A 21635-nucleotide genomic window follows, 5' to 3' on the forward strand; every position below is an offset into this window, starting at 1 on the left:
CATGAAGATTCGATTCTCCAGCCCCAAGGAACATCAGCCCACCCAGGAACAGGGCCTCAAGGTGCTCTATGCGCCGGGCAAGCGCGTGGCGTTCAAGCTGCGCTGGTATCTGATCCTGCTGGTGGTGACCAGCCCGCTGCTGTTCCTGGTGGGCCGCGAAATGCTTGGCCTCTGGCTGATCGAGGCGCCCGCGCAACTGCATGTGCCGTCCAGCGAACTGCGCGCCCGAGAGGCGGGGCAGGTGGCGCAGGTGCTGGTCCGGCCCGGGGACAAGGTAGCGGCCGGCCAATTGCTGCTGCGCATGGACAATCCCGAGTGGCGTTCTCGCCTGGCTCTGCTGGCCGATCCGGCGAAGGCGGCACAGGATGAAACCGGGCGGCGCACTCTTGGCGAAAGGGAGCGCGAATCCCTCGTGCGCCTGCTGAACACTGCGCAAAGCCGTCTGCAGCAACTGCGTGGTCTGCTCGCGGCCAACGCGGCAACGCGCGGAGAAGTGCTGCAGGCACAGGACGAGCGCGATCGCCGCCAACGCGACCTCGTGGAGTTCGATCGCCGCGAAGCGCTGCCGGGCGATGACACGCTCGATCGCCAGCGTCGCCTGGAAAGCGACTGGTTGCAGTCACGCCTGCAAGGGTTGGACCTGAAGGCCAGTGACTCGGGCGTCATCAGCGAAGTGCTGGTCGGCGAGGGCGAGAATGTGGGCCCCGGCACCTTGCTGATGCGTCTGCAACGGCTGGGCGAGGCCGAGATCTGGATCTATCTCGATCCGCGCTTTGCCGAGTACGCCTCGCCTGGACAGCCATTCCGGGTGCGCCTGCCGGACGGAACATGGCTGCCGGCGGAAGTGGTACGCATGGTGGAAGACGCAGCTCCGGTACCCGTGGAGCTGCGCGAAGCCTTTAGTGCGCCGAACCGTAACCTGCGCCTGCTGGCGCGGGTAAAGGGCGAGTGGCCGGCGTTCTGGCGTGTCGATCGCCTGGGCCTCAAGGCGCGCTTCCCGCACCGTTGGGACTGGCTGAACCGATGGGCGGTCAAGGAGTGACGCCTGTGGGCGTCAGCCTCGGCTGACGCCGGCCGCCCCTGCAAGCCGTCGACGTCGTCTTTCCTCTCTCTGTATGCCGTAATTTCTCCCGGCCCGGATGTCGGCGAAGGTATTGACAGATAATATTACGAGCATAATATCAATCATCAGATGACGGCTGTAATTTGAAAGGGCCGGGCATTCCAGGCGGCCTTTGGGCCCTGATGACCTTACATGCGGGGCGCATCGCGCCTCTGGAGAAGAACCATGAATGCCAAATCCGAACTGGGCCGCGCACTGATCACCGGCGCTTCCTCGGGCATCGGCGCGACCTACGCACAGCGCCTCGCCGCCCAGGGCTACGACCTGCTGCTGGTGGCGCGCGACCAGCAGCGCCTGGAAGCCCTGGCCGCAAGCCTGGCTGAGCGGCACGGGGTATCGGTGGACGTACTGAGTGCCGACCTGACCCGCAAGGACGAGCGCGCCCGCATCGAGGCCCGACTGGCCGAGGACGCCAGCATCAGCTTGTTGCTGAACAACGCCGGTGTAGCCGTCAATGGCACCCTGCTTGAGACCGACCTGGACCGCCTGGAAAGCATGATCGAGCTGAACGTCACCGCCACCGCGCGCCTGGCCGGTGCCGCCGCAAAGGCTTTCGCCGGGCGTGGCCGCGGCACCATCATCAACGTGGCCTCGGTGCTGGCCCTGGCTCCCGAACTGTTCAACGGCAGCTACAGCGCCACCAAGGCATTCGTACTCAACCTCAGTCTTTCCATGCAGCAGGAACTGGCGCCACAGGGCCTGCGCATTCAAGTCGTGCTGCCGGGCGCCACCCGCACGGAAATCTGGGAGCGCGCCGGCACCGACATTTCGGCCATGCCGGCGGAAATGCTGATGGATGTGAATCACATGGTGGATGCGGCGCTGGCCGGCCTTGCCCAGGGGGAAGTGGTGACTCTGCCGGCGTTGCCCGATGCCGGCGAGTTCGACGCCTTCACCGCGGCCCGGCTGAGAATGGCGCCGAACCTGTCGCGCAATACTCCGGCGCCGCGCTATGGGATCGCCGTGGCGTAAGTGCTTGCCTGAGTGGCGAAAGGCTTGCCCCGGCCATGCGCCGGGGCTTTCTTATGCGTGCGGCAGCCAGGTGCGCCTGGCCGCCGAATGCGCTCACTCCGCCGCGCCGATCTCTCGCTTGAGATGGCGGCGGGTGCTTTCCAGGATGCGGTTGGACAGCTCTTCGTCGGCCACGCTGCGCGACAGCACCAGCGCACCGATCAGGGTGGCGAGGAGGGCGACGCTCTCGTCCTTGGCGTGTTCGCTCGGCAGAGCCTTTTCGATGGACCCCAGGCGCGCCTTGACGATGGCGTCGGTGGTGGCGCTGGCCTGGCCGCGCGCGCCCAGCTCGGCGGAAATGGTCGGCAGCGGGCAGCCCTTGCCTGGCGTGTTGCGATGGCCCGGGGAGAGGTACTGGTCGATGAAGCCGGGCAACGGATCATTCTTCTCGAACTGCTGCTCGACCACCGGGCGCAACTGCTCGGCGGCCTGTTGCAGGGCGATCTCCACCAGTTCGTCCTTGGACTTGAAGTGCGCGTAGAACCCACCGTGGGTCAGGCCCAGGGCCTTCATCAGGGTCTGCAGGCCAGTGGCATCGACACCGTCGCGGCGGAAGCGCTGTGCTGCTTCATTGATGATGCGCTCGCGGGTCTGGGCCTTGTGGTCTTCGGAGTAACGCATGACCGATCTCCTGCGGATCATGGAATGCTGCATGTCATTCTAACGCAGGGTTGATGAGGCAGGTGATTCGCGGCAGGCCTGAAGGATGATCGCAGGCAGAGTCCGCTGCGATGAGCGGCAGCGGACTCTGCGCGATGCACCAGGAGGGCGATGCTGCCTTGCGAAACCGTCCGCAGGGCACGTTCCCGCCGGGCTAGCGGACAGCCTCCAGCAGCGTTGCCACGCCCTGGCCGCCGCCGATGCACTGGGTCGCGATGGCGTAGCGCCCGCCGCTTTCCTTCAGCAGCGCCGCCGCCTTGCCGGTGATCCGCGCGCCGGTGGCGCCCAGCGGGTGGCCGATGGCGATGGCGCCGCCGTGCAGGTTGACCCGGTCGACATCCAGCTCCAGGCCGCGCAGGCAGGCCAGCGCCTGGCTGGCGAAGGCTTCGTTGATCTCCACCAGATCGATGTCCGCCATGCGCAGGCCGGCGCGGTCGAGCAGCTTGCGGGTGGCGTGGAGCGGGCCCATGCCCATGATTTCCGGCGGGCAGCCGACCACGGCGACCGCCTTGATACGCGCGAGGATGCCCAGGCCGTGGGCGCGGGCGAAGTCCTCGCTGCACACCAGTACCGCCGCCGCGCCGTCGGTGAGCGGCGAGGCAGTACCGGCGGTCACGCTGCCGCCAAAGGCGGGCTTGAGCTGGGCGAGCCCGTCGAGGCTGGTGCCGGGGCGAATGCAGCCATCTTCGCTGACTACCCCGGCAGGCGTATCGATGGCGACGATTTCGCCGGCCAGCAGCCCCTGTTCACGGGCGCGGGCGGCCTTGGCGTGGGACCCTGCCGCAAGGGTTTCCTGGTCCGCGCGGGAGATGCCGAAGCGCTCGGCGACGATCTCGGCGGTTTGTCCCATTGGCATATAGGCCTGCGGGAACTCGGCCAGCAAGCGCGGGTTCGGCGAGACATTGAAGCCACCCATTGGCACGCGGGTCATGGACTCCACTCCGGCGCAGATGAAGGCGTCGCCGGCGCCGAGCTGGATTTGCCCGGCGGCGAAGTGTATGGCCGTCATCGACGAGCCGCAGAAACGGTTCACCGTCGCGCCGGCCACGCTTTCCGGCAGACCGGCGAGGAAGCCGGTGATGCGTGCCAGGTTCATGCCCTGTTCGGCTTCGGGGTAGGCGCAGCCCATGATCAGATCCTCGATCAGGCTGGCATCAAGACCACTGCGCTCCACCAGGCCTCTCACCGTTCGGGCGGCCAGTTCGTCCGGGCGCACATCGACCAACGCGCCCTTTTTCGCGAAGTGGAAGGGGGAGCGGGCGTAACCCGCGATGACCACGGATGTCATGGTGATTCTCCTTCAGTGAAACGCTATCAGCGCCCGAGGATCAGGCAGGTAGTGGAGCCGGTGGCGTAGAGCCGGCCGTCCACATCGTAGAGACGCCCTTCGGCCAGGGCCGTCGATCGTCCGAGGTGAATCAGCGTGCCTTCGGCGCGGATCGGCCCGGTATCACGGGTCAGCGCGCGGATGTAGCTGATGCGCAGGTCGGTGGTTGTGTAGCCCAGGCCCGGTTCGAGCATGGTGTGCACTGCGCAACCCATCGCCGAATCCAGCAGCGTCGCGGCATAGCCGCCGTGGACGGTACCGAGCGGGTTGTAGTGGCGCATGTCCGGCGTGCCCTGGAAGATGAAGCGGCCCTGGCCCCATTCCAGCGGGACGAAGCCGATCAGCGCGTTGATTGGCGGCGAAGGCAGGTCGCCGTTGCCGATGCCATCGAAGAATGCCTGTGGCGTGGCATTGCGCAGTTCCTGCAGGGCGATCACTCCCGGCTCGGCGAGGCGCCGGCGGATATCTGCGGCGGCGGCCTCCCAGTTTGCGATCTTCTGTTCTCGGTCGTTCATCGCTCGGCTCCAGGTGTTTCGATGTTTAATATTACGTCTGTCATGTTATCACTGAATGATGGTCGACATATAAGCGGCGAAGGCGCCATCCAGCAGGGCGGAAGCGACAGGATCGAAGGGGGGAGTCGAGAACGGCCGGCGGAGACAACTCCGCCGGCCAGGGGCTTACTCGGTGGCGGCGGCGGTCACGCTGGACGCGCGGGCCTGGCTGCGCTGGGCCTTGTATTGCAGGGCAACGGCGGGAACCGGGGATGCCTTGCCGGTTTCCACCCAGCGGCGAATGCGTCCGGCGTCGGCGACGTGGGTGCGCTTGCCGAAAGCATCGAGCAGGGCGAGGGCGACCGGGCGGCCATTCATCATGGTGACCATCACCAGGCAGTGGCCGGCGTCGTTGGTGAAGCCGGTCTTGGTCAGGCGGATGTCCCACTTACCGTTACGCACCAGCGGGTTGGTGTTGAAGAAGCTCAGTGAATAGCCGGGCTTGCTGAAACGTGCATCGCTGGTCGCCGTGGTGCTCATCTGGCGGATCTGTGGGTAGGTGTAGGCGGCCTTGGCCAGGCGGATCAGGTCCTGGGCGTTGGAGGTGTTGTGGATCGACAGGCCGGTCGGCTCGACGTAATGGGTATGGGTCATGCCCAGGGATTTCGCCTTGGCGTTCATCGCCGCGACGAAGGCCTTGGCACCGCCCGGATAGTGGTGGGCGAGGCTCGCGGCGGCGCGGTTCTCGGAAGACATCAGCGCGAGCAGCAGCATCTTCTCGCGGCTGATCTGGCTGTTCAGGTGCACGCGAGAGAACACGCCTTTCATCTCGGCGGTTTCGGAGATGTCGACGGTGAGCATCTCGTCCATCGGCAGCTTGGCATCCAGCGTGACCATCGCGGTCATCAGTTTGGTCACCGAGGCGATCGGCACGACCAGGTTCGGATTGCTGGAATAGATGGTCTTGCCGGTCTGCAGGTCGACGACCAGTGCGCTGCCGGAGGCGAGGACCAACTCATTTGGGGTGGCCGCCTTGGTGGCGGCGAAGGTGTTCGATGAACAGACAACAGCGGCGCAGGCAAACAGCAGGCTCAGTATCGAACGACGAGTAGTCATGAATGTAATTCGCAGGCGTGAGTGGGAAAGTATCTACATCCATGTAGGTAATTTCGCAGGATTCTAATTCATGCCCTGATCCAGCGCACCTGGCCGCGCGGGGCATGCGCTGTATCACTTTGCGACGCCCTGAGACGCCAGCCTCGACAGCCGGCACGGCGGCGGATGCTCAGGGGTGGCGAACGGTGGGGCGGCAGGGTAGCTGTTGCGAAATGCAACGGGGCGAGGTTGCGCCGAACCAGGTTGAAAATGTGTCAAAGCCCCGTCGTTCATGGGCTTTCGGTCTGATGGCATGGTTCGTGACTGACTATCCTTCAATATGCGGATTTCCCGTCCGCAATCGACGGAGATCAACCGGGGTTGCGTTTACCTTTACGTTAACGTAAACATAACCCGCCGCTCGCGACCGGCCAGTCAGGCCGGTGCGGTGGATCGGCCGCAGGCGCTTTGCGCCGCTGCCCGGGCCGATCGTTCAGCGTTGATCCTGAGAACAAGCACAACAAGGGAAAGCCATGAACCACCTGAGCTACACCCGCGGCCGCCAGGACAAGCCCCTGCTGGCCATGACCGTCGGCGCTGCCTTCGATGCCACAGTTGCACGTTTTCCGCAGCGCGAGGCCCTGGTCGTCCGTCACCAGAACCTGCGCTACTCCTGGGCCGAGCTGGCCGAGGTGGTCGATGGCGTCGCTCGCGCATTTCTCGCCCTGGGCTTGCGCCCGGGCGACCGCCTCGGCATCTGGGCACCCAACTGCGCCCAGTGGTGCATCACCCAGTTCGCCAGCGCCAAGGTCGGCGCGGTACTGGTGAACATCAACCCGGCCTACCGGGTCAGCGAACTGGAGTACGCCCTCAGGCAGTCCGGCTGTCGCTGGCTGGTGTGCGCCGACGCCTTCAAGACTTCCGATTACCACGGCATGCTCACCGGCCTCCTGCCGGAGATGGGGCAGGGCCGCCCGGGCGAGCTGGCCAGCGAGCGCCTGCCGGAACTGCGCGGCGTGATCAGCCTGTCGGACGACGCACCAGCCGGCTTCCTGCGCTGGAGCCAGCTCGACGCCCTGGGCACGCAGGTTTCCGCCGCCGAACTGAACGAGCGCCAGGCGCTGCTGCAGTTCGACGAGCCAATCAACATCCAGTACACCTCCGGTACCACGGGCTTCCCCAAGGGCGCCACGCTCAGCCACTACAACATCCTCAACAACGGCCTGATGGTCGGCGACAGCCTCGGCCTCACCGAGCATGACCGCCTGGTGATCCCGGTGCCGCTGTACCACTGCTTCGGCATGGTGATGGGCAACCTCGGCTGCCTCACCCACGGCTCCACCATGATCTACCCGGCGCCCAGCTTCGAACCCGAGGCGACCCTGGCGGCGGTAGCGGAAGAGAAAGCCACCGCGCTCTACGGCGTGCCGACCATGTTCATCGCCGAGCTGGACCACCCCAACCGCCGCGATTTCGACCTCTCCAGCCTGCGCACCGGCATCATGGCCGGCGCCACCTGCCCGATCGAAGTGATGCGCCGGGTCATCGACGAGATGAACATGGCCCAGGTGCAGATCGCCTACGGCATGACCGAGACCAGCCCGGTGTCGCTGCAGACCGGCCCGGACGACGATCTGGAAACCCGTGTCACCACGGTCGGTCGCACCCAGCCTCACCTGGAAAGCAAGATCATCGACGCCGACGGCCGTATCGTCCCGCGCGGCACCATTGGCGAGCTGTGCACCCGTGGCTACAGCGTCATGCTCGGCTACTGGAACAACCCGCAGGCGACCTCCGAGGCCATCAGCCCGGCGCGCTGGATGCTCACCGGCGACCTGGCGGAGATGGACGAGGCCGGCAACGTTCGCATCGTCGGCCGCAGCAAGGACATGATCATTCGCGGCGGCGAGAACATCTATCCGCGCGAGATCGAAGAATTCCTCTACACCCACCACGCCGTGGCCGACGCCCAGGTGATCGGCATTCCCGACGAGAAATACGGCGAGGAACTGGTGGCCTGGGTCAAGTTCCACCCCGGTCACAGCGTGGCGGAGGACGAGTTGCGCGCCTTCTGCAAGGCCGCCATCGCCCACTTCAAGGTGCCGCGTCATTTCCGCTTCTGCGACGAGTTCCCGATGACAGTGACCGGCAAGATCCAGAAGTTCCGCATGCGCGAGATCAGCATTGAAGAGGTGCGCAACCAGCGTGGCTGATCGAACCTGCGGAGCGCCGCCGGGCGGCGAACGCGCATGGGCGTAGAGAAGGGCACCATCTCGATCCGGCTGGTTGCCGAGGCGCTCGCCGAGTTTCGTCGCCAGGGCGGTGATGCCGCGCCGATCCTGGCGGAGTCCGGCATCGCCGCGGAGCTGTTCGGCAAGCCCTACGCGCGCGTCTCCAGCCACGCCTATGCGCGGCTCTGGCTGCGCCTGGCGAAGCGGATGGACGACGAGTTCTTCGGCATGAATGCGCGGCGCATGAAGTCCGGCAGTTTCAACTTCATGGCCGCCGCCGCGATCCGCGAGCCCACGCTACAGGCCGCGCTGGACACCGCGCTGCGCTTCATGGGCCTGATCTTCGACGACTTCGCTCCGCGCCTGACCCGCCAGGACGGCCTCGCCGCCATCACCCTCGACGAAGCGCAGGGGCCTGCCCCGCGCGCGTTCTGCTACTTCACCCTGTGGCTGATGCTGCACGGGCTGGCCTGCTGGCTGGTGGGCCGGCGCATCCCCATTCTCGCCATCGAATTGCGTTGCCCGCAGCCCGACTACCTCGCGGACTACCGGGTGATGTTCACCGACAACCTGCGCTTCGACCGCCGCCAGTCGCGCCTGCTGTTCAACGCCGAAGTGCTCGACCTCCCGGTACGCCGCGACGAGCGTGAGCTACGCCGCTTCCTCGCCGGCGCACCGGCGAACATCCTGGTGCGCTACCGCGACCCGCAGAGCCTGGCGGCGCGCACCAAGGCGTACCTGCGCAGCCTGAAGTTCGAGCGCTGGCCCGACCTCGACGCCCTCGCCGGGCACTTCTACATGGCGCCCTCGACACTGCGCCGCAAGCTGGCCGCCGAAGGGCAGTCGTACCAGGCGCTCAAGGACCAGTTGCGCCGCGACCTGGCCATCGCCCGGCTCGACAGCGGCGACGGCAACTTCGCCGACCTGGCCGAAGAGCTGGGGTTCGCCGACACCAGCGCCTTCTACAAGGCGTTCCGCAAATGGACCGGATCGACGCCCGGGCAATACCGCGCGCTGGTCCGCCAGGAGCCCTGAAATTTAAGGGCTCAGCTCAAGTAGCCGCCTTTAAGGCCGATAGAACATCACAGAATCGCTCTCGCCCAAGGACGTCCCGCCATGCCCCTGTCCCGCCTTTCGATCCAGTGGAAAATCACGCTGCTGACCGGCCTGTGCCTGCTGTGTATCGTCTGCCTGCTGGTCGGCCTCTCGCTGTACCGCATGAACCATGACGCTCAGTTGATCAAGACGGCCAACGCCGAGATGCTCAAGGACGCCGCCAAGGCGGGCATGCAGGCGCGCAGCGAGCAGCAGGCGGAGATCATCCAGCGCTTCTTCACCGACGTGTATCACTTCGGCAACCAGTTCTCCCGCCAAGTCAGCCAACTGCGCGAACAGTCCGCCAGGCACGGCGGCGACGCGAGTGGGGTGCGCAAGGACCTCAACCAACTGGTACACGACAGCCTCCGGAGCAATCCCAACCTGCTCAGTCTCTACGTTGTGTTCGAGCCCGATGCGCTGGATGGCCAGGACGCTCTGTTCCACGACCAGCCCGACGCCGGCAGCAACGAGAAGGGGCGCTTCGGTGCTTACTGGGCGCAGAAAACCGGTGGTGAGATGACCGGTCTGGCGGTGACCGAGGACATGATCGCCGACACCACGCCGATGCTCGACGGCAGCCCGTTCAACACCTGGCAGCTCTGCCCGCTGCAGACCCGCAAGCCGTGTGTGCTCAACCCGTATTTCGACAGCGCGTCCGGCTCCAAGGTGCTCATGACCACTGTGACCTTCCCCCTGCTGGACCAGGGCAAGGTCATCGCCGTGATCGGCGTCGACATCAACCTGAGCCGCCTGCAGCAACTCGCCCTCGACGGCGACCGCGAACTGTACGACGGCGCCGGCAGCGTCAGCATCGTCAGCCCGGCGGGCCTGCTCGCCGGCAACAGCAGCAATGATCAACTGCTCGGTCAGCCGCTGGAGAAAGCCTTCCCCGGCCAGGCCTCCGAACTGCTTGCCGTGCAGACCGCGGGCCGCCCGCAGGTACTGGAAAAGGATGGCCAGCTACGCGTCGTCGAACCGCTGCTGCCCACCCCCGATGCCGGCAAGCCCTGGGCCGTGATACTGGACGTGCCCCAGGACGTGCTGCTGGCGCCGGCGCTGCAACTTCAGAAGCAGCTCGACGAACGCAACTCCAGCGGGGCGCTGCTACAAACCATCTTCGGCCTGATCGCCGCCGTCGTCGGCCTGCTGCTGGTGTGGCTCACCGCCCGCGGCGTGACCCGGCCGATCCTCAACGTCGCCGCCATGCTGCGCAACATCGCCAGCGGCGAAGGCGACCTCACCAAGCGCCTGGACTACACCGGCAAGGACGAACTCGGCGAGCTGGCCGGCTGGTTCAACCGCTTCCTCGACAAGCTCCAGCCGATCATCCGCGACGTGAAATCCTCGGTGCAGGATGCCCGCGCCACCGCCGACCAGTCCTCGGAAATCGCCAGCCAGACCAGTGCCGGCATGCAGCAGCAGTTCCGCGAAGTCGACCAGGTCGCCACCGCCTCGCAGGAAATGAGCGCCACCGCCCACGACGTTGCCAACAGCGCCGCGATGGCCGCCGATGCCGCCCGCGGCGCCGACGGCGCGACCCGCGATGGCCTGAGCGTGATCGACAACACCACGCGGATGATCGACGAGCTGGCCAGCGACATGAGCAGCGCCATGAGCCAGGTCGAAGGGCTGGCCGCCAGCAGCGAGCAGATCGGCTCGGTCCTGGAAGTCATCCGCGGCATCGCCGAGCAGACCAACCTGCTGGCCCTCAACGCCGCCATCGAAGCCGCCCGCGCCGGGGAAGCCGGGCGCGGTTTCGCCGTGGTTGCCGACGAAGTGCGCAACCTGGCCAGGCGCACCCAGGACTCGGTGGAGGAAATCCGCCAGGTCATCGAAGGCTTGCAGAACGGCACCCGCGAAGTGGTCGGTGCGATGAACAACAGCCATCGCCAGGCGCAGGACAGCGTGTCCCAGGTCGAACAGGCGGTGGCCGCGCTGAAACGCATCGGTGACGCGGTGAGCGTGATCACCGACATGAACCTGCAGATCGCCAGCGCCGCCGAGGAACAGAGCGCGGTGGCCGAGGAGATCAACCGCAACGTGGCCGGCATCCGCGACGTCACCGAATCGTTGTCCAGCCAGGCCCAGGAGTCGGCGCAGGTCAGCCACTCGCTGAATCAGTTGGCGAACCACCAGCAGGGCCTGATGGATCAGTTCCGCGTCTGACCCGGCCCGCAACGCTGCCGCAGGAGCGGCACCAGCCCGTCTGCACGGCCGTAGGATGGGTGGAGCGAAGCGATACCCATCGATAGTCGCGTAACCGTGTTGATGGGCATCGCTCCGCCCCACGCCAGCCTGCGAAAGCCAATCGGCCATGCACCCGCGGTGGCTGACGCCCGGCCAACCAGCGCCGGCTGTCCAATCCGCTCATCCATATTGGCGACTTTCGACATTGCCCGCGCGGCGGCGTGGCAGGAACATCAAGGGACTCCAGACAAGAACAACCCAGGAGTCCTGCGATGCGTTCCCATACCGCCGCCGTGGCCGAGTTCGACTACCGCGACACCGCTGCCGCCACCCTGGCCGGCAATCTCGATGCCCTCAACGCCTGCATCGAATGCTGCGACCGCCATGCCATTCCCGGCCGTGTCGCGCTGTTCTGGGAGGGCAAGGACGGCGATAGTGCCACCTACACCTTCACCCAGCTCAAGGAGCTGTCCGGGCGTTTCGCCAGCTTCCTTCACAGCCTCGGCGTACGTCCGGGCGATTGCGTGTCCGGCATGCTGCCGCGCACCCCCGAACTGCTGATCACCGTGCTCGGCACCTGGCGCCTGGGGGCGGTCTACCAGCCGCTGTTCACCGCCTTCGGCCCCAAGGCCATCGAACACCGCGTCACCCTCGCCGGCAGCAAAGTGGTGGTCACCGACGGCGCCAACCGCAGCAAGCTCGACGATGTGCCCGACGCGCCCACCCTGGTGACCGTGGGCGGCCCGAAAGGGCAGGGCATCCGTCATGGCGATTACAGCTTCTGGGCCGAACTGGAGCGCCATTCGCCGGATTTCGAGCCGGTGCTGCGCAGTGGCGAAGACCCCTTCCTGCTGATGTTCACCTCCGGCACCACCGGGCTGGCCAAGCCGCTGGCGGTGCCGCTGAAGGCCATCGTCGCGTTCGTCGGCTACCTGCGCGAAGCGGTGGACCTGCGCCCCGAGGACTCCTTCTGGAACCTCGCCGACCCGGGCTGGGCCTACGGCCTCTACTACGGTGTCACCGGACCGCTGGCGATGGGACACCCGATCACCTTCTACGAGGGTGCCTTCACGGTCGAAAGCACCTGCCGCATCGTGCGCAAATACGGCATCACCAACCTGGCGGGTTCGCCCACCGCGTACCGCCTGCTGATCGCTGCCGGCGAAGCCGTGTCCAAACCGCTCAAGGGGCGCCTGCGCGCCGTGAGCAGTGCCGGCGAGCCGCTGACGCCCGAGGTCATCCGCTGGTTCGCCGAGCAACTGGGCGTGACCATCCACGACCACTACGGGCAGACCGAACTGGGCATGGTGCTGGCCAACCACCACGCGCTGGAACATCCGGTGCGCCTGGGGGCCGCCGGCTTCTCCATTCCCGGCCATCGTGTCGTCGTGCTGGACGAGCAGGGCGCCGAACTGCCGCCCGGCCAGCCCGGCGTGCTGGCGATGGATCGCCGCCAGTCGCCGCTGATGTGGTTCGCTGGATACCAGGGCATGGAAACCAGGGCCTTCGTCGGCGACTACTACCTCAGCGGCGATACCGTCGAACTCAACGACGACGGCAGCATCAGCTTCGTGGGCCGCGCCGATGACCTGATCACCACCTCCGGCTACCGTGTCGGCCCGTTCGATGTGGAGAGTGCCCTGATCGAGCACCCGGCAGTGGTCGAGGCCGCCGTGATCGGCAAGCCCGACCCGGAGCGCACCGAACTGGTCAAGGCCTTCGTGGTGCTCTGTTCGTCCTACCGGCCGGGCGCGGAGCTGGCCGAGGAACTACAACAGTACGTGCGCAAGCGCCTGTCGGCGCACAGCTACCCGCGGGAAGTGGAGTTCGTCGACGAACTGCCCAAGACCCCCAGCGGCAAGATCCAGCGCTTCCTCCTGCGCAACCAGGAGATAGCCCGGCAACGCGAAGCGGCCGAGCGTTCGGCGGCTCACTGAAGTACAGCGGAGAGATTCCATGCAGATCCAGAACAAGGTATTCCTCATCACCGGCGGCGGCTCCGGCCTTGGCGCGGCCACCGCGAAAATGCTGGTGGGCGCCGGCGCCAGGGTGGTGCTGGCCGACGTCAATGCCGAGGCCGGGGCGGCGCAGGTTGCCGAGCTCGGCGAGGCCAACGCGCGCTTCGTGCGTACCGACGTATGCAGCGAGGCCGACGGCAAGGCCGCAGTGCAGGTTGCGCTGGACGCCTTCGGTGCGCTGCACGGCCTGGCCAACTGCGCAGGCGTCGCGCCTGCCGAGAAAGTCCTGGGCCGCAACGGCGTGCATGGGCTGGAAAGCTTCGCCCGCACCATCAACATCAATCTGGTCGGCACCTTCAACATGCTGCGCCTGGCCGCCGAAGCCATGTCGCGCAACGAGCCTGACGCCGGTGGCGAGCGCGGGGTGATCATCAACACCGCCTCCGTGGCCGCCTTCGATGGCCAGATAGGCCAGGCCGCGTACTCCGCCTCCAAGAGCGCGGTGGCCGGCATGACCCTGCCCATCGCCCGCGAACTGGCCCGTTCGGGCATCCGCGTGATGACCATCGCCCCCGGCATCTTCGAGACGCCGATGATGGCCGCCATGCCCCAGGAAGTGCGCGACTCCCTCGGCGCCAGCGTGCCGTTCCCGCCGCGCCTGGGGCGCCCGGACGAATATGCCGCGCTGGCCCGGCACATCATCGAGAACAGCATGCTCAACGGCGAGGTGATCCGTCTCGACGGCGCCATCCGCATGGCCGCGAAGTAGGAGTCTGTTCGGAATCTCGCCGAGCGCCGGCCAGTCAAGGCGGAGGCCGGCGAGAAAGCGCAGTTTGCAACTGCAAATGAGCATTTCGAGCCTGTCTCCAACGCTGACTGGACAAGCGCAGGCAGATTACGGACAGGCTCCACAGGAGGACAGAGTCATGAGTGATCCCATCGTCATCGTCAGTGCCGCCCGCACGCCAATGGGCGGCTTCCTTGGCGACTTCAAGGACGTCAACGCCGTCACCCTCGGTGCGGCCGCCATTCGCGCCGCCGTCCAGCGTGCCCGCCTGGGAGCGGGAGAAGTGGATGAAGCCGTGCTCGGCTGCGTGCTCTCCGCCGGCCAGGGCCAGGCGCCGGCGCGCCAGGCCGTGCTTGGCGCCGGGCTCACGCGCGGCACGCCGTGCTCCACGGTGAACAAGATGTGTGGCTCGGGCATGAAGGCCGCGATGATGGCCCATGACGCGCTGCTCGCCGGCAGCGCCCGCGTGGCCCTGGCCGGTGGCATGGAAAGCATGTCCAACGCCCCGTACCTGCTGGAACGCGCCCGCAGCGGCTACCGCATGGGCCACGGCAAGGTGCTCGATCACATGTTCCTCGACGGCCTCGAAGACGCCTACGACAAGGGCCGCCTGATGGGAACCTTCGCCGAGGACTGCGCCGAGAGCTACGGCTTCACCCGCCAGCAGCAGGACGACTACGCCATTGCCTCCCTGACCCGCGCGCAGAAGGCCATGAGCGAAGGGCGCTTCGCCGACGAGATCGTCGCGCTGTCGGTGAAGGCCGGCAAGGAAACCCGCGAAGTCAGCCAGGACGAACAGCCGCCGAAGGCCCGGCCGGACAAGATTCCGACCCTCAAGCCAGCATTCCGCGACGGCGGCACCGTCACCGCCGCCAACGCCAGCTCCATCTCCGATGGCGCCGCGGCACTGGTGCTGATGCGCCTGTCCGAAGCCGAGCAACGAGGTCTCACGCCGCTGGCGGCGATCCGTGGCCACGCATCCTTCGCCGATGCACCCAATCTGTTCCCGACCGCCCCGGTGGGCGCGGTGAACCGCCTTCTGCAGCGCACCGGCTGGGGGCTGGGCGAGGTCGACCTGTTCGAGGTCAACGAAGCCTTCGCCGTGGTCGCAATGGCCGCCATGCGCGAACTGGACATCCCCCACGACAAACTCAATGTCCACGGCGGCGCCTGCGCCCTTGGCCACCCGATAGGCGCGTCCGGCGCGCGGATCATCGTGACCCTGCTGTCGGCGCTGAAGCAGTACGACCTCAAGCGCGGCATCGCCTCGGTGTGCATCGGTGGCGGCGAAGCCACGGCCATCGCGGTCGAGCGGCTGAGCTGAGGCGATCCCAGGAGAATTCCATGATTCCCAGTGAAGAAGACATCCAGATCCGCGACGTCGCCCGCCAGTTCGCCCAGGAACGCCTCCGACCCTTCGCCGCCGACTGGGACCGCGAGCACCGTTTCCCCGCCGAAGCGTTGAAGGAAATGGCCGACCTCGGCTTCCTCGGCATGCTGGTGGCGGAGGAGTGGGGCGGCGCGCAGACCGGGCACCTGGCCTACGCGATGGCGCTGGAAGAAATCGCCGCCGGCGACGGCGCCTGCTCGACCATCATGAGCGTGCACAACTCCGTGGGCTGCATGCCTATCGCCAAGTTCGGCAGCGACGAGCAGAAGCGCCGGTTCCTGGTGCCCCTGGCCCGTGGCGAAATGATCGGCGCCTTTGCCCTGACCGAGCCGCAGGCCGGCTCCGACGCCAGCTTCCTCAAGACTCGCGCGCGCCGCGATGGCGACCATTACGTGCTCAACGGCAGCAAGCAGTTCATCACCTCCGGCAGCCATGCCGGGCTGGTGATCGTCTTCGCCGTGACTGACGCGTCGGCGGGCAAGAAGGGCATCAGCGCCTTCATCGTCCCCACCGATACTCCTGGCTACCGTGTCGTGCGCGTCGAGGACAAGCTCGGCCAGCACGCCTCCGACACCTGCCAGATCGCTTTCGACGATGTGCGCATTCCCGCCAGTCATCGGCTGGGGGAAGAAGGCCAGGGCTATGCCATCGCCCTGGCTAACCTTGAGGGCGGGCGGATCGGCATCGCTTCGCAGGCGGTGGGCATGGCCCGCGCCGCGTTCGAGTACGCCCGTGATTACGCCCACGAGCGCGAAACCTTCGGCAAGCCGATCATCCAGCACCAGGCCGTGGCCTTCCGCCTGAGCGACATGGCCACCGATATCGCCGTGGCCCGGCAGATGGTCCACCACGCCGCCAGCCTGCGCGAAGCCGGCCTGCCATGCCTGACCGAAGCCTCGATGGCCAAGCTGTTCGCCTCGGAAATGGCCGAGCGCGTGTGTTCCGCGGCGATCCAGACCCTCGGTGGCTATGGCTATCTGCAGGACTACCCGGTGGAACGCATCTACCGCGACGTGCGCGTGTGCCAGATATACGAAGGCACCAGCGACGTGCAGCGGCTGGTCATCGCGCGGAGTCTTTGAAGGGTTCGCCGGCAGACCCCGGCCTGTTCGTTGGACAGGCACTTCGGCAGGGCGGGGTCTGCCGGTGGCTTGGGGGAAGGCATCGGGACGTAGTGTCTTTGCAGGAGCGGACCCTATCCGCGCCCCGACCAGTAGACCGGCCAAGCCGCAAACGTAGGATGGGTGGAGCGAAACGATACCCATCGTGGGTGGCGGGCCTGGTGTTGTCTGCGGTTTTTCTGGTGGGTGTATTGGGGCTTTGTTGTTTGGTGGGTATGCCTGGCTTTGGAGTGGCGTGGGAGATTTTTTTTCGCCCTCCCGGGCGAGTCACTTTCTCAATCGCGAGAAAGTAACCAAAGCGCTTGCCCCTGCATCCGGGTCCGGCTGCGCCGGACTTCCCTCGTTCCATCGAAGTTTCAGGGGCACGCGTCGACGGGCCATCCGTGGCCCGGCGACGCTCTCGCGGCTTCCATGCCGCTCAACCCCTGAACCTCCGATTCCTCTCGGCCTCCTGAAGGGGCGCTCGGCGTGTGCGGGCGGGTCTCTGGAAGTCCCAAGAGCAAAAGCTCTCACGTCCGTAGGACTCGGCCCGCGATACCCCCGGTAGGGCGAATAACGCGCAGCGTTATCCGCCTGGCCTTGTTCGTTTGTGCGCGGGATGTTTTGCCCGGCGTTGGGTATGGCTTTTCGTAGGATGGGTGGAGCGAAGCGATACCCATCGACCGGCATCGCCCGAAACCTCAGGCGCGCTCTGCGGCCTCGCGGGCTTCCCGCGCCGTTACCTGCTGGCACAGCTCGATGATCTGCTCGCGCATCCAGCGGTTCGCCGGGTCCTGGTCGGTGCTTTCGTGCCAGTAGATATGAGTCTCCAGCTTCGGCACGTCATTCACCGGCAGGTCGACAAAATGCAGGCCGTGGTGGCGGGCGAAGCGCTCCGGCACGGTGACCACCATGTCGGTCTGCTGCACCACGGTGGAGGCCATCAGATAGTGCTGCGAGCGCAGGGCGATCTTGCGTTGCAGGCCCATCTTGCCCAGCGACAGATCGACGTAGCCCAGGCCGCTGCGGCGGCTGGAAATCTGGATATGCGCCACCGACAGATATTCCTCCAGCGTCACCTTTTCCTTGGCCAGCGGGTGGCCCTGGCGCATCGCGCAGACGTAGCGGTCCTCCATCAGCTTCACGTGGCGCACCTGTGGGTCGGTGTTCAGCGGCGCGTCCACGGCGAAGTCCAGGCGGCCAGCGGCCAGCTCCTTGGTGGTTTCGCGGCGCTTGGAGAGAAAACTCTCGATGTGCACGTTCGGCGCCTGGCGGCGCAGGCGCTGGAATAGCGGCGGCAGCACGATGGCCTCGGTGAGGTCGGTCATGCTGATGCGGTAGGTCTTGCTCGCCTGGGTCGGCGTGAAAGTGCGGCTCTCCTGCACCGAGACGCGCAGAAGCTGCAGCGCGTTGCGCACCGGGCCGATGATGTTCTGCGCCATCGGCGTAGGCACCATGCCCTGCGCGGTACGCACGAACAACGGGTCATTGAAGGTTTCGCGCAGGCGGGCCAGGGCATTGGAGACAGCGGGCTGGGTAATGCCGACGATCTGTCCGGCGCGGGTCAGGTTGGCTTCGGTGTAAATCGCATCGAAGACGATGAACAGGTTCAGATCGACCTTGCTTAGGTTCATTCCAGGGCTCCGCTTGTATTTGTTCTGGCCCCGATCATACCCGAACGAAAGCGCAGGTCCATACGGGTTATGAATGTTCATTGATTCGGATAATAGGCTGGGTAAATCCTCCCGGCTGATCTAGCATCACCACCACGACATACATCAACAGCCGCCAGAAGGTAGCCACTCATGGATTTCGCTTATTCCGCCAAGGTACAGGACCTGCGTGAGCGCCTCACCGCGTTCATGGAAGCCTACGTCTATCCCGCCGAGAAAGTATTCGAGGAGCAAGTGGCCGAGGGTGACCGCTGGCAGCCCACGCAAATCATGGAAGACCTCAAGGTCAAGGCGAAGGCCGAGGGCCTGTGGAACCTCTTCCTGCCCGAGTCCGAACTGGGCGCCGGCCTGACCAACATGGAATACGCGCCGCTGGCCGAAATCATGGGCCGCTCGCTGATCGGCTCCGAGCCGTTCAACTGCGCAGCGCCCGATACCGGCAACATGGAAGTGCTGGTGCGCTACGGCAGCGAAGAGCACAAGCGCACCTGGCTCGAACCGCTGCTGCGCGGCGAGATCCGCTCCGCGTTCGCCATGACCGAACCGGGCGTTGCATCCTCGGATGCCACCAACATGCAGGCCAACGCCGTGCGCGATGGCGACGAGTGGGTCATCAATGGCCGCAAATGGTGGACCTCCGGCGCCTGCGACCCGCGTTGCAAGATCATGATCTTCATGGGTCTGACCAACCCGGACGCACCGCGCCACCAGCAGCATTCGATGATCCTGGTGCCGACCGACGCGCCCGGCGTGAAGATTCTCCGCCCGCTGCCGGTGTTCGGCTACGACGACGCCCCGCACGGCCATGCCGAAGTACTGTTCGAGAACGTCCGCGTACCCTACGAGAACGTACTGCTCGGCGAAGGCCGCGGTTTCGAGATCGCCCAGGGTCGCCTCGGCCCAGGCCGCATCCACCACTGCATGCGCTCCATCGGCATGGCCGAGCGCGCGCTGGAACTGATGTGCAAGCGCTCCGTCAGCCGCACCGCCTTCGGCAAGCCGCTGGCCCGCCTGGGTGGCAACATCGACCACATCGCCAACTCGCGCATCGAGATCAACCAGGCTCGCCTGTTGACCCTCAATGCCGCCTACATGATGGACACCGCCGGCAACAAGATCGCCCAGAGCGAGATCGCCCAGATCAAGGTCGTGGCGCCCAACGTTGCCCTGCAAGTGATCGACCGCGCCATCCAGATGCACGGCGGCGCCGGTGTTTCCAACGACTTCCCGCTGGCCTACTGGTATGCCATGCAGCGCACCCTGCGCCTGGCCGACGGCCCGGACGAAGTACACCGTGCCGCCATCGGCAAGTTCGAAATCGGCAAATACGTCCCGCGCGACGCGATGCGCAGCAGCCGCTGACCGCTCGCCGAAACGAAAAAGGCCCGCACATGCGGGCCTTTTTCATGGGGCCTCGAAAGCAGAGGTCATTACCGTCCCACAGGAGCGGACCCCATCCGCGCCCCGGCTTTGGCTGCTCCGTGCGTCGCACCGCTTTCCGTAGGAAGGCGGATAACGCTGCGCGTTATTCGCCCTACCAGGGGTATCGCGGGCTGAGTCCGCTGGACGTGAGAGCTTTTGCTCTTGGGACTTCCAGAGACCCGCCCGCACACGCCGAGCGCCCCTTCAGGAGGCCGAGAGGAATCGGAGGCTCAGGGGTTGAGCGGCATGGAAGCCGCGAGAGCGTCGCCGGGCCACGGATGGCCCGTCGACGCGTGCCCCTGAAACTTCGATGGATCGAGGGAAGTCCGGCGCAGCCGGACCCGGATGCAGGGGCAAGCGCTTTGGTTACTTTCTCGCGATTGAGAAAGTGACTCGCCCGGGAGGGCGAAACAAAATCTCCCACGCCACTCCAAAGCCAGGCATACCCACCAAACAACAAAGCCCCAGTGCACCCACCAGAAAAACCGCACACAACACCTGGCCCGCCACCCACCGATGGGTATCGCTGCGCTCCACCCATCCTACAAAAGCCATACCCAACACCGGGCAAAACATCCGGCGCCCAACGAACAAGGCCAGCTTGCGCTGGCCTTGTCGTCTTACTGCTCGGGTGAGGACTCCGGGAGTTCCGCTGCCGCCTGTTGCGTCAGCCACCACTGCCGCCTTACATGCAACTGGGCGGCAAAGGCGCGGGCGGCGGCCTCGTGGGGGAAGCGCAGCGCGCGTCGTCCGAGGCGGACCTGCCAATAGGCGTGGCCGCGAAACTCAACGGCCTCGATCCTCACCTCCAGCGCCTGCATGCATATTCTCCTGGCTCACGATCTCCAGCGGTTCCTCGCCGGTACGACGTGTCTTGATCAACGATAGCAGTATGCCACCGGCGAGCAGGCCGAAGGTTACGCCAAGCGACAGGGCGGCGGGGAACTTGCCGATGAAGCCGTGGAGGAAAATCTTCGTACCGATGAACACCAGCACCAGCGCCAGAGCGTACTTCAGGTACACGAAGCGGTGGATCATCGCCGCCAGCGAGAAGTACAGGGCACGCAGGCCGAGGATCGCGAAAATGTTCGAGGTATAGACGATGAACGGGTCCTGAGTGATAGCGAAGATCGCCGGCACACTGTCCACCGCGAACACCAGGTCGGCCAGTTCGATCAGAATCAGCGCCAGGAACAGCGGCGTGGCATAGCGCACCACCTTGCCCGAGGCGTCCGGCATGCGCACGAAGAAGTGGTGCTCATGGATCTTGTCGGTCATGCGGATGTGCTTGCGCAGGAACTTCAGCACCGGGTTGTTCGCCAAGTCCGGTTCGGCCTCATGCCTGGAGAACAGCATCTTCACGCCGCTGAACAGCAGGAAGGCGCCGAACACATACATGATCCACTCGAACTCCTTCACCAGCGCGGCGCCCAGGCCGATCATCAGCGCGCGCATCACGATGGCGCCGAGGATGCCCCAGAACAGCACCTGGTGCTGGTAGCGGCGGGGGATGCCGAAGAAGCCGAAGATCATCGCCATGACGAACACGTTGTCCATCGACAGCGACTGCTCGACCAGGAAGCCCGTGTAGTACTCCACCGCGCTGGTGGGGCCGAACTCGTACCAGACCCAGCCGCCGAAGGCCAGACCGCAGGCGAAGTAGCCGGCGGAAAGCATCAGGCTTTCGCGCACGCCGATCTCATGGTGATCGCGTTGCAGAACGCCCAGGTCGAGTACGAGCAGAGTGATGACGATGGCCAGGAAGGCCAGCCAGAACCAGGTGGCGGTTCCGAGGAATGGTTCGGTCAAAAAGGCGTGCAGAGCTGTCATGTGGCCCCTCCCTTAGTGTCGTTGTCGAAAGTGACTCCGACATGGCGGTTGGCGACCGTCAGAGGGGCCCGGCGTCACAGGCGAAACATAGCAGAGCGGCGTAATGCTGGAAAAACGACGCTCGTAACAAATTCCTACGGATCAGGACATATATAAGAGTAGTCCTGCCTTGCTCAGGGATTCACTGAACGGCAGACGATGGCGCGGCTCTCACCCCAGGGCAGGCGCACAGCGAAGCGGGGCGGCTGC

At 65.8% G+C, this 21635-nt stretch carries 16 protein-coding genes and 2 pseudogenes; 11 read left to right on the top strand and 7 right to left on the bottom strand.

The window, feature by feature from the left end; translation table 11 throughout:
• Position 1 precedes the first annotated feature (1 nt).
• Together OU419_RS12865 and OU419_RS12870 are read left to right on the top strand one after the other, a co-directional pair.
• The gene (locus OU419_RS12865) at positions 2-1042 is read left to right on the top strand and encodes an HlyD family secretion protein (RefSeq protein ID WP_254472668.1); all 1041 of its coding nucleotides are present in this window, start codon (positions 2-4) and stop codon (positions 1040-1042) included.
• Between the two features lie 246 nt (positions 1043-1288).
• Complete coding sequence (locus tag OU419_RS12870; RefSeq protein ID WP_254472666.1) at positions 1289-2095, top strand: SDR family NAD(P)-dependent oxidoreductase; 807 nt, start codon at positions 1289-1291, stop codon at positions 2093-2095.
• 93 nt (positions 2096-2188) lie between these two features.
• Here the strand turns inward: OU419_RS12870 and OU419_RS12875 are convergent, their stop codons facing one another.
• From OU419_RS12875 to pbpG, 4 genes are all read right to left on the bottom strand, one after another.
• Positions 2189-2755 (bottom strand): TetR/AcrR family transcriptional regulator, encoded by a 567-nt coding sequence (locus tag OU419_RS12875; RefSeq protein WP_254472658.1) that lies wholly within the window; start codon positions 2753-2755, stop codon positions 2189-2191.
• Positions 2756-2948: 193 nt separating this feature from the next.
• Positions 2949-4088 carry a thiolase family protein gene (locus OU419_RS12880; RefSeq protein ID WP_254473479.1) on the bottom strand — a complete coding sequence of 380 codons (1140 nt, stop codon included), beginning with the start codon at positions 4086-4088 and terminating at the stop codon, positions 2949-2951.
• 20 nt (positions 4089-4108) lie between these two features.
• Entirely contained in the window at positions 4109-4636 is a 528-nt protein-coding gene (locus OU419_RS12885; protein WP_254472656.1) for a PaaI family thioesterase, read from the bottom strand.
• A 165-nt stretch (positions 4637-4801) separates the two neighbouring features.
• A complete protein-coding gene (gene pbpG / locus OU419_RS12890; protein ID WP_254472654.1) occupies positions 4802-5731 on the bottom strand; it encodes a D-alanyl-D-alanine endopeptidase in 930 nt (309 codons plus the stop codon).
• A gap of 512 nt (positions 5732-6243) precedes the next feature.
• Between pbpG and OU419_RS12895 the strand changes: the two genes are divergently transcribed.
• The 8 genes and pseudogenes from OU419_RS12895 (at position 6244) to OU419_RS12925 (ending at position 16443) form a co-directional block, all read left to right on the top strand.
• Positions 6244-7923 carry an AMP-binding protein gene (locus OU419_RS12895; RefSeq protein WP_254472646.1) on the top strand — a complete coding sequence of 560 codons (1680 nt, stop codon included), beginning with the start codon at positions 6244-6246 and terminating at the stop codon, positions 7921-7923.
• 36 nt (positions 7924-7959) lie between these two features.
• Positions 7960-8976, top strand: a complete 1017-nt coding sequence (locus OU419_RS12900) for an AraC family transcriptional regulator (RefSeq protein WP_254472644.1) — start codon at positions 7960-7962, stop codon at positions 8974-8976.
• Between the two features lie 252 nt (positions 8977-9228).
• Positions 9229-10299, top strand: a pseudogene (locus tag OU419_RS29005) (PDC sensor domain-containing protein); the annotation flags it as partial.
• 393 nt (positions 10300-10692) lie between these two features.
• A pseudogene (locus OU419_RS29010) lies at positions 10693-11205 on the top strand (methyl-accepting chemotaxis protein); the annotation flags it as partial.
• Positions 11206-11498: 293 nt separating this feature from the next.
• Positions 11499-13163 (top strand): acyl-CoA synthetase, encoded by a 1665-nt coding sequence (locus OU419_RS12910; protein ID WP_254474596.1) that lies wholly within the window; start codon positions 11499-11501, stop codon positions 13161-13163.
• 19 nt (positions 13164-13182) lie between these two features.
• Positions 13183-13953, top strand: coding sequence for a 3-hydroxyacyl-CoA dehydrogenase (locus OU419_RS12915; protein WP_254474594.1), 771 nt, complete (start codon positions 13183-13185; stop codon positions 13951-13953).
• A gap of 157 nt (positions 13954-14110) precedes the next feature.
• The gene (locus OU419_RS12920; RefSeq protein ID WP_254474593.1) at positions 14111-15295 is read left to right on the top strand and encodes an acetyl-CoA C-acyltransferase; all 1185 of its coding nucleotides are present in this window, start codon (positions 14111-14113) and stop codon (positions 15293-15295) included.
• A gap of 20 nt (positions 15296-15315) precedes the next feature.
• Entirely contained in the window at positions 15316-16443 is a 1128-nt protein-coding gene (locus tag OU419_RS12925) for an acyl-CoA dehydrogenase family protein (RefSeq protein ID WP_254474592.1), read from the top strand.
• A 719-nt stretch (positions 16444-17162) separates the two neighbouring features.
• Here the strand turns inward: OU419_RS12925 and OU419_RS12930 are convergent.
• Entirely contained in the window at positions 17163-18095 is a 933-nt protein-coding gene (locus OU419_RS12930) for a LysR family transcriptional regulator (protein ID WP_254474591.1), read from the bottom strand.
• Positions 18096-18266: 171 nt separating this feature from the next.
• On the opposite strand from OU419_RS12930, the gene OU419_RS12935 reads away from it, so the two are divergent.
• On the top strand, positions 18267-19496 hold the full coding sequence (locus tag OU419_RS12935) for an acyl-CoA dehydrogenase (protein ID WP_254474590.1): 1230 nt from the start codon (positions 18267-18269) through the stop codon (positions 19494-19496).
• 680 nt (positions 19497-20176) lie between these two features.
• On the opposite strand, the gene OU419_RS12940 is transcribed toward OU419_RS12935, so the two are convergent.
• Together OU419_RS12940 and OU419_RS12945 are read right to left on the bottom strand one after the other, a co-directional pair.
• Positions 20177-20377 (bottom strand): hypothetical protein, encoded by a 201-nt coding sequence (locus tag OU419_RS12940; RefSeq protein WP_254474589.1) that lies wholly within the window; start codon positions 20375-20377, stop codon positions 20177-20179.
• A complete protein-coding gene (locus OU419_RS12945) occupies positions 20343-21386 on the bottom strand; it encodes a TerC family protein (protein WP_254474588.1) in 1044 nt (347 codons plus the stop codon). The genes OU419_RS12940 and OU419_RS12945 overlap by 35 nt, the downstream gene beginning before the upstream one ends.
• Positions 21387-21635: the final 249 nt, after the last annotated feature.

Source organism: Pseudomonas triclosanedens (genome assembly GCF_026686735.1).
GTDB classification, from domain to species: Bacteria; Pseudomonadota; Gammaproteobacteria; order Pseudomonadales; family Pseudomonadaceae; genus Pseudomonas; species Pseudomonas triclosanedens.

Coding starts and splice junctions, on each gene's coding strand:
- OU419_RS12865 (WP_254472668.1), top strand. CDS start 2: ATGAAGATTCGATTCTCCAGCCCCAAGGAACATCAGCCCACCCAGGAA.
- OU419_RS12875 (WP_254472658.1), bottom strand. CDS start 2,755: ATGCGTTACTCCGAAGACCACAAGGCCCAGACCCGCGAGCGCATCATC.
- pbpG (WP_254472654.1), bottom strand. CDS start 5,731: ATGACTACTCGTCGTTCGATACTGAGCCTGCTGTTTGCCTGCGCCGCT.
- OU419_RS12895 (WP_254472646.1), top strand. CDS start 6,244: ATGAACCACCTGAGCTACACCCGCGGCCGCCAGGACAAGCCCCTGCTG.
- OU419_RS12920 (WP_254474593.1), top strand. CDS start 14,111: ATGAGTGATCCCATCGTCATCGTCAGTGCCGCCCGCACGCCAATGGGC.
- OU419_RS12915 (WP_254474594.1), top strand. CDS start 13,183: ATGCAGATCCAGAACAAGGTATTCCTCATCACCGGCGGCGGCTCCGGC.
- OU419_RS12940 (WP_254474589.1), bottom strand. CDS start 20,377: ATGCAGGCGCTGGAGGTGAGGATCGAGGCCGTTGAGTTTCGCGGCCAC.
- OU419_RS12930 (WP_254474591.1), bottom strand. CDS start 18,095: ATGAACCTAAGCAAGGTCGATCTGAACCTGTTCATCGTCTTCGATGCG.
- OU419_RS12885 (WP_254472656.1), bottom strand. CDS start 4,636: ATGAACGACCGAGAACAGAAGATCGCAAACTGGGAGGCCGCCGCCGCA.
- OU419_RS12910 (WP_254474596.1), top strand. CDS start 11,499: ATGCGTTCCCATACCGCCGCCGTGGCCGAGTTCGACTACCGCGACACC.
- OU419_RS12870 (WP_254472666.1), top strand. CDS start 1,289: ATGAATGCCAAATCCGAACTGGGCCGCGCACTGATCACCGGCGCTTCC.
- OU419_RS12900 (WP_254472644.1), top strand. CDS start 7,960: ATGGGCGTAGAGAAGGGCACCATCTCGATCCGGCTGGTTGCCGAGGCG.
- OU419_RS12935 (WP_254474590.1), top strand. CDS start 18,267: ATGGATTTCGCTTATTCCGCCAAGGTACAGGACCTGCGTGAGCGCCTC.
- OU419_RS12945 (WP_254474588.1), bottom strand. CDS start 21,386: ATGACAGCTCTGCACGCCTTTTTGACCGAACCATTCCTCGGAACCGCC.
- OU419_RS12925 (WP_254474592.1), top strand. CDS start 15,316: ATGATTCCCAGTGAAGAAGACATCCAGATCCGCGACGTCGCCCGCCAG.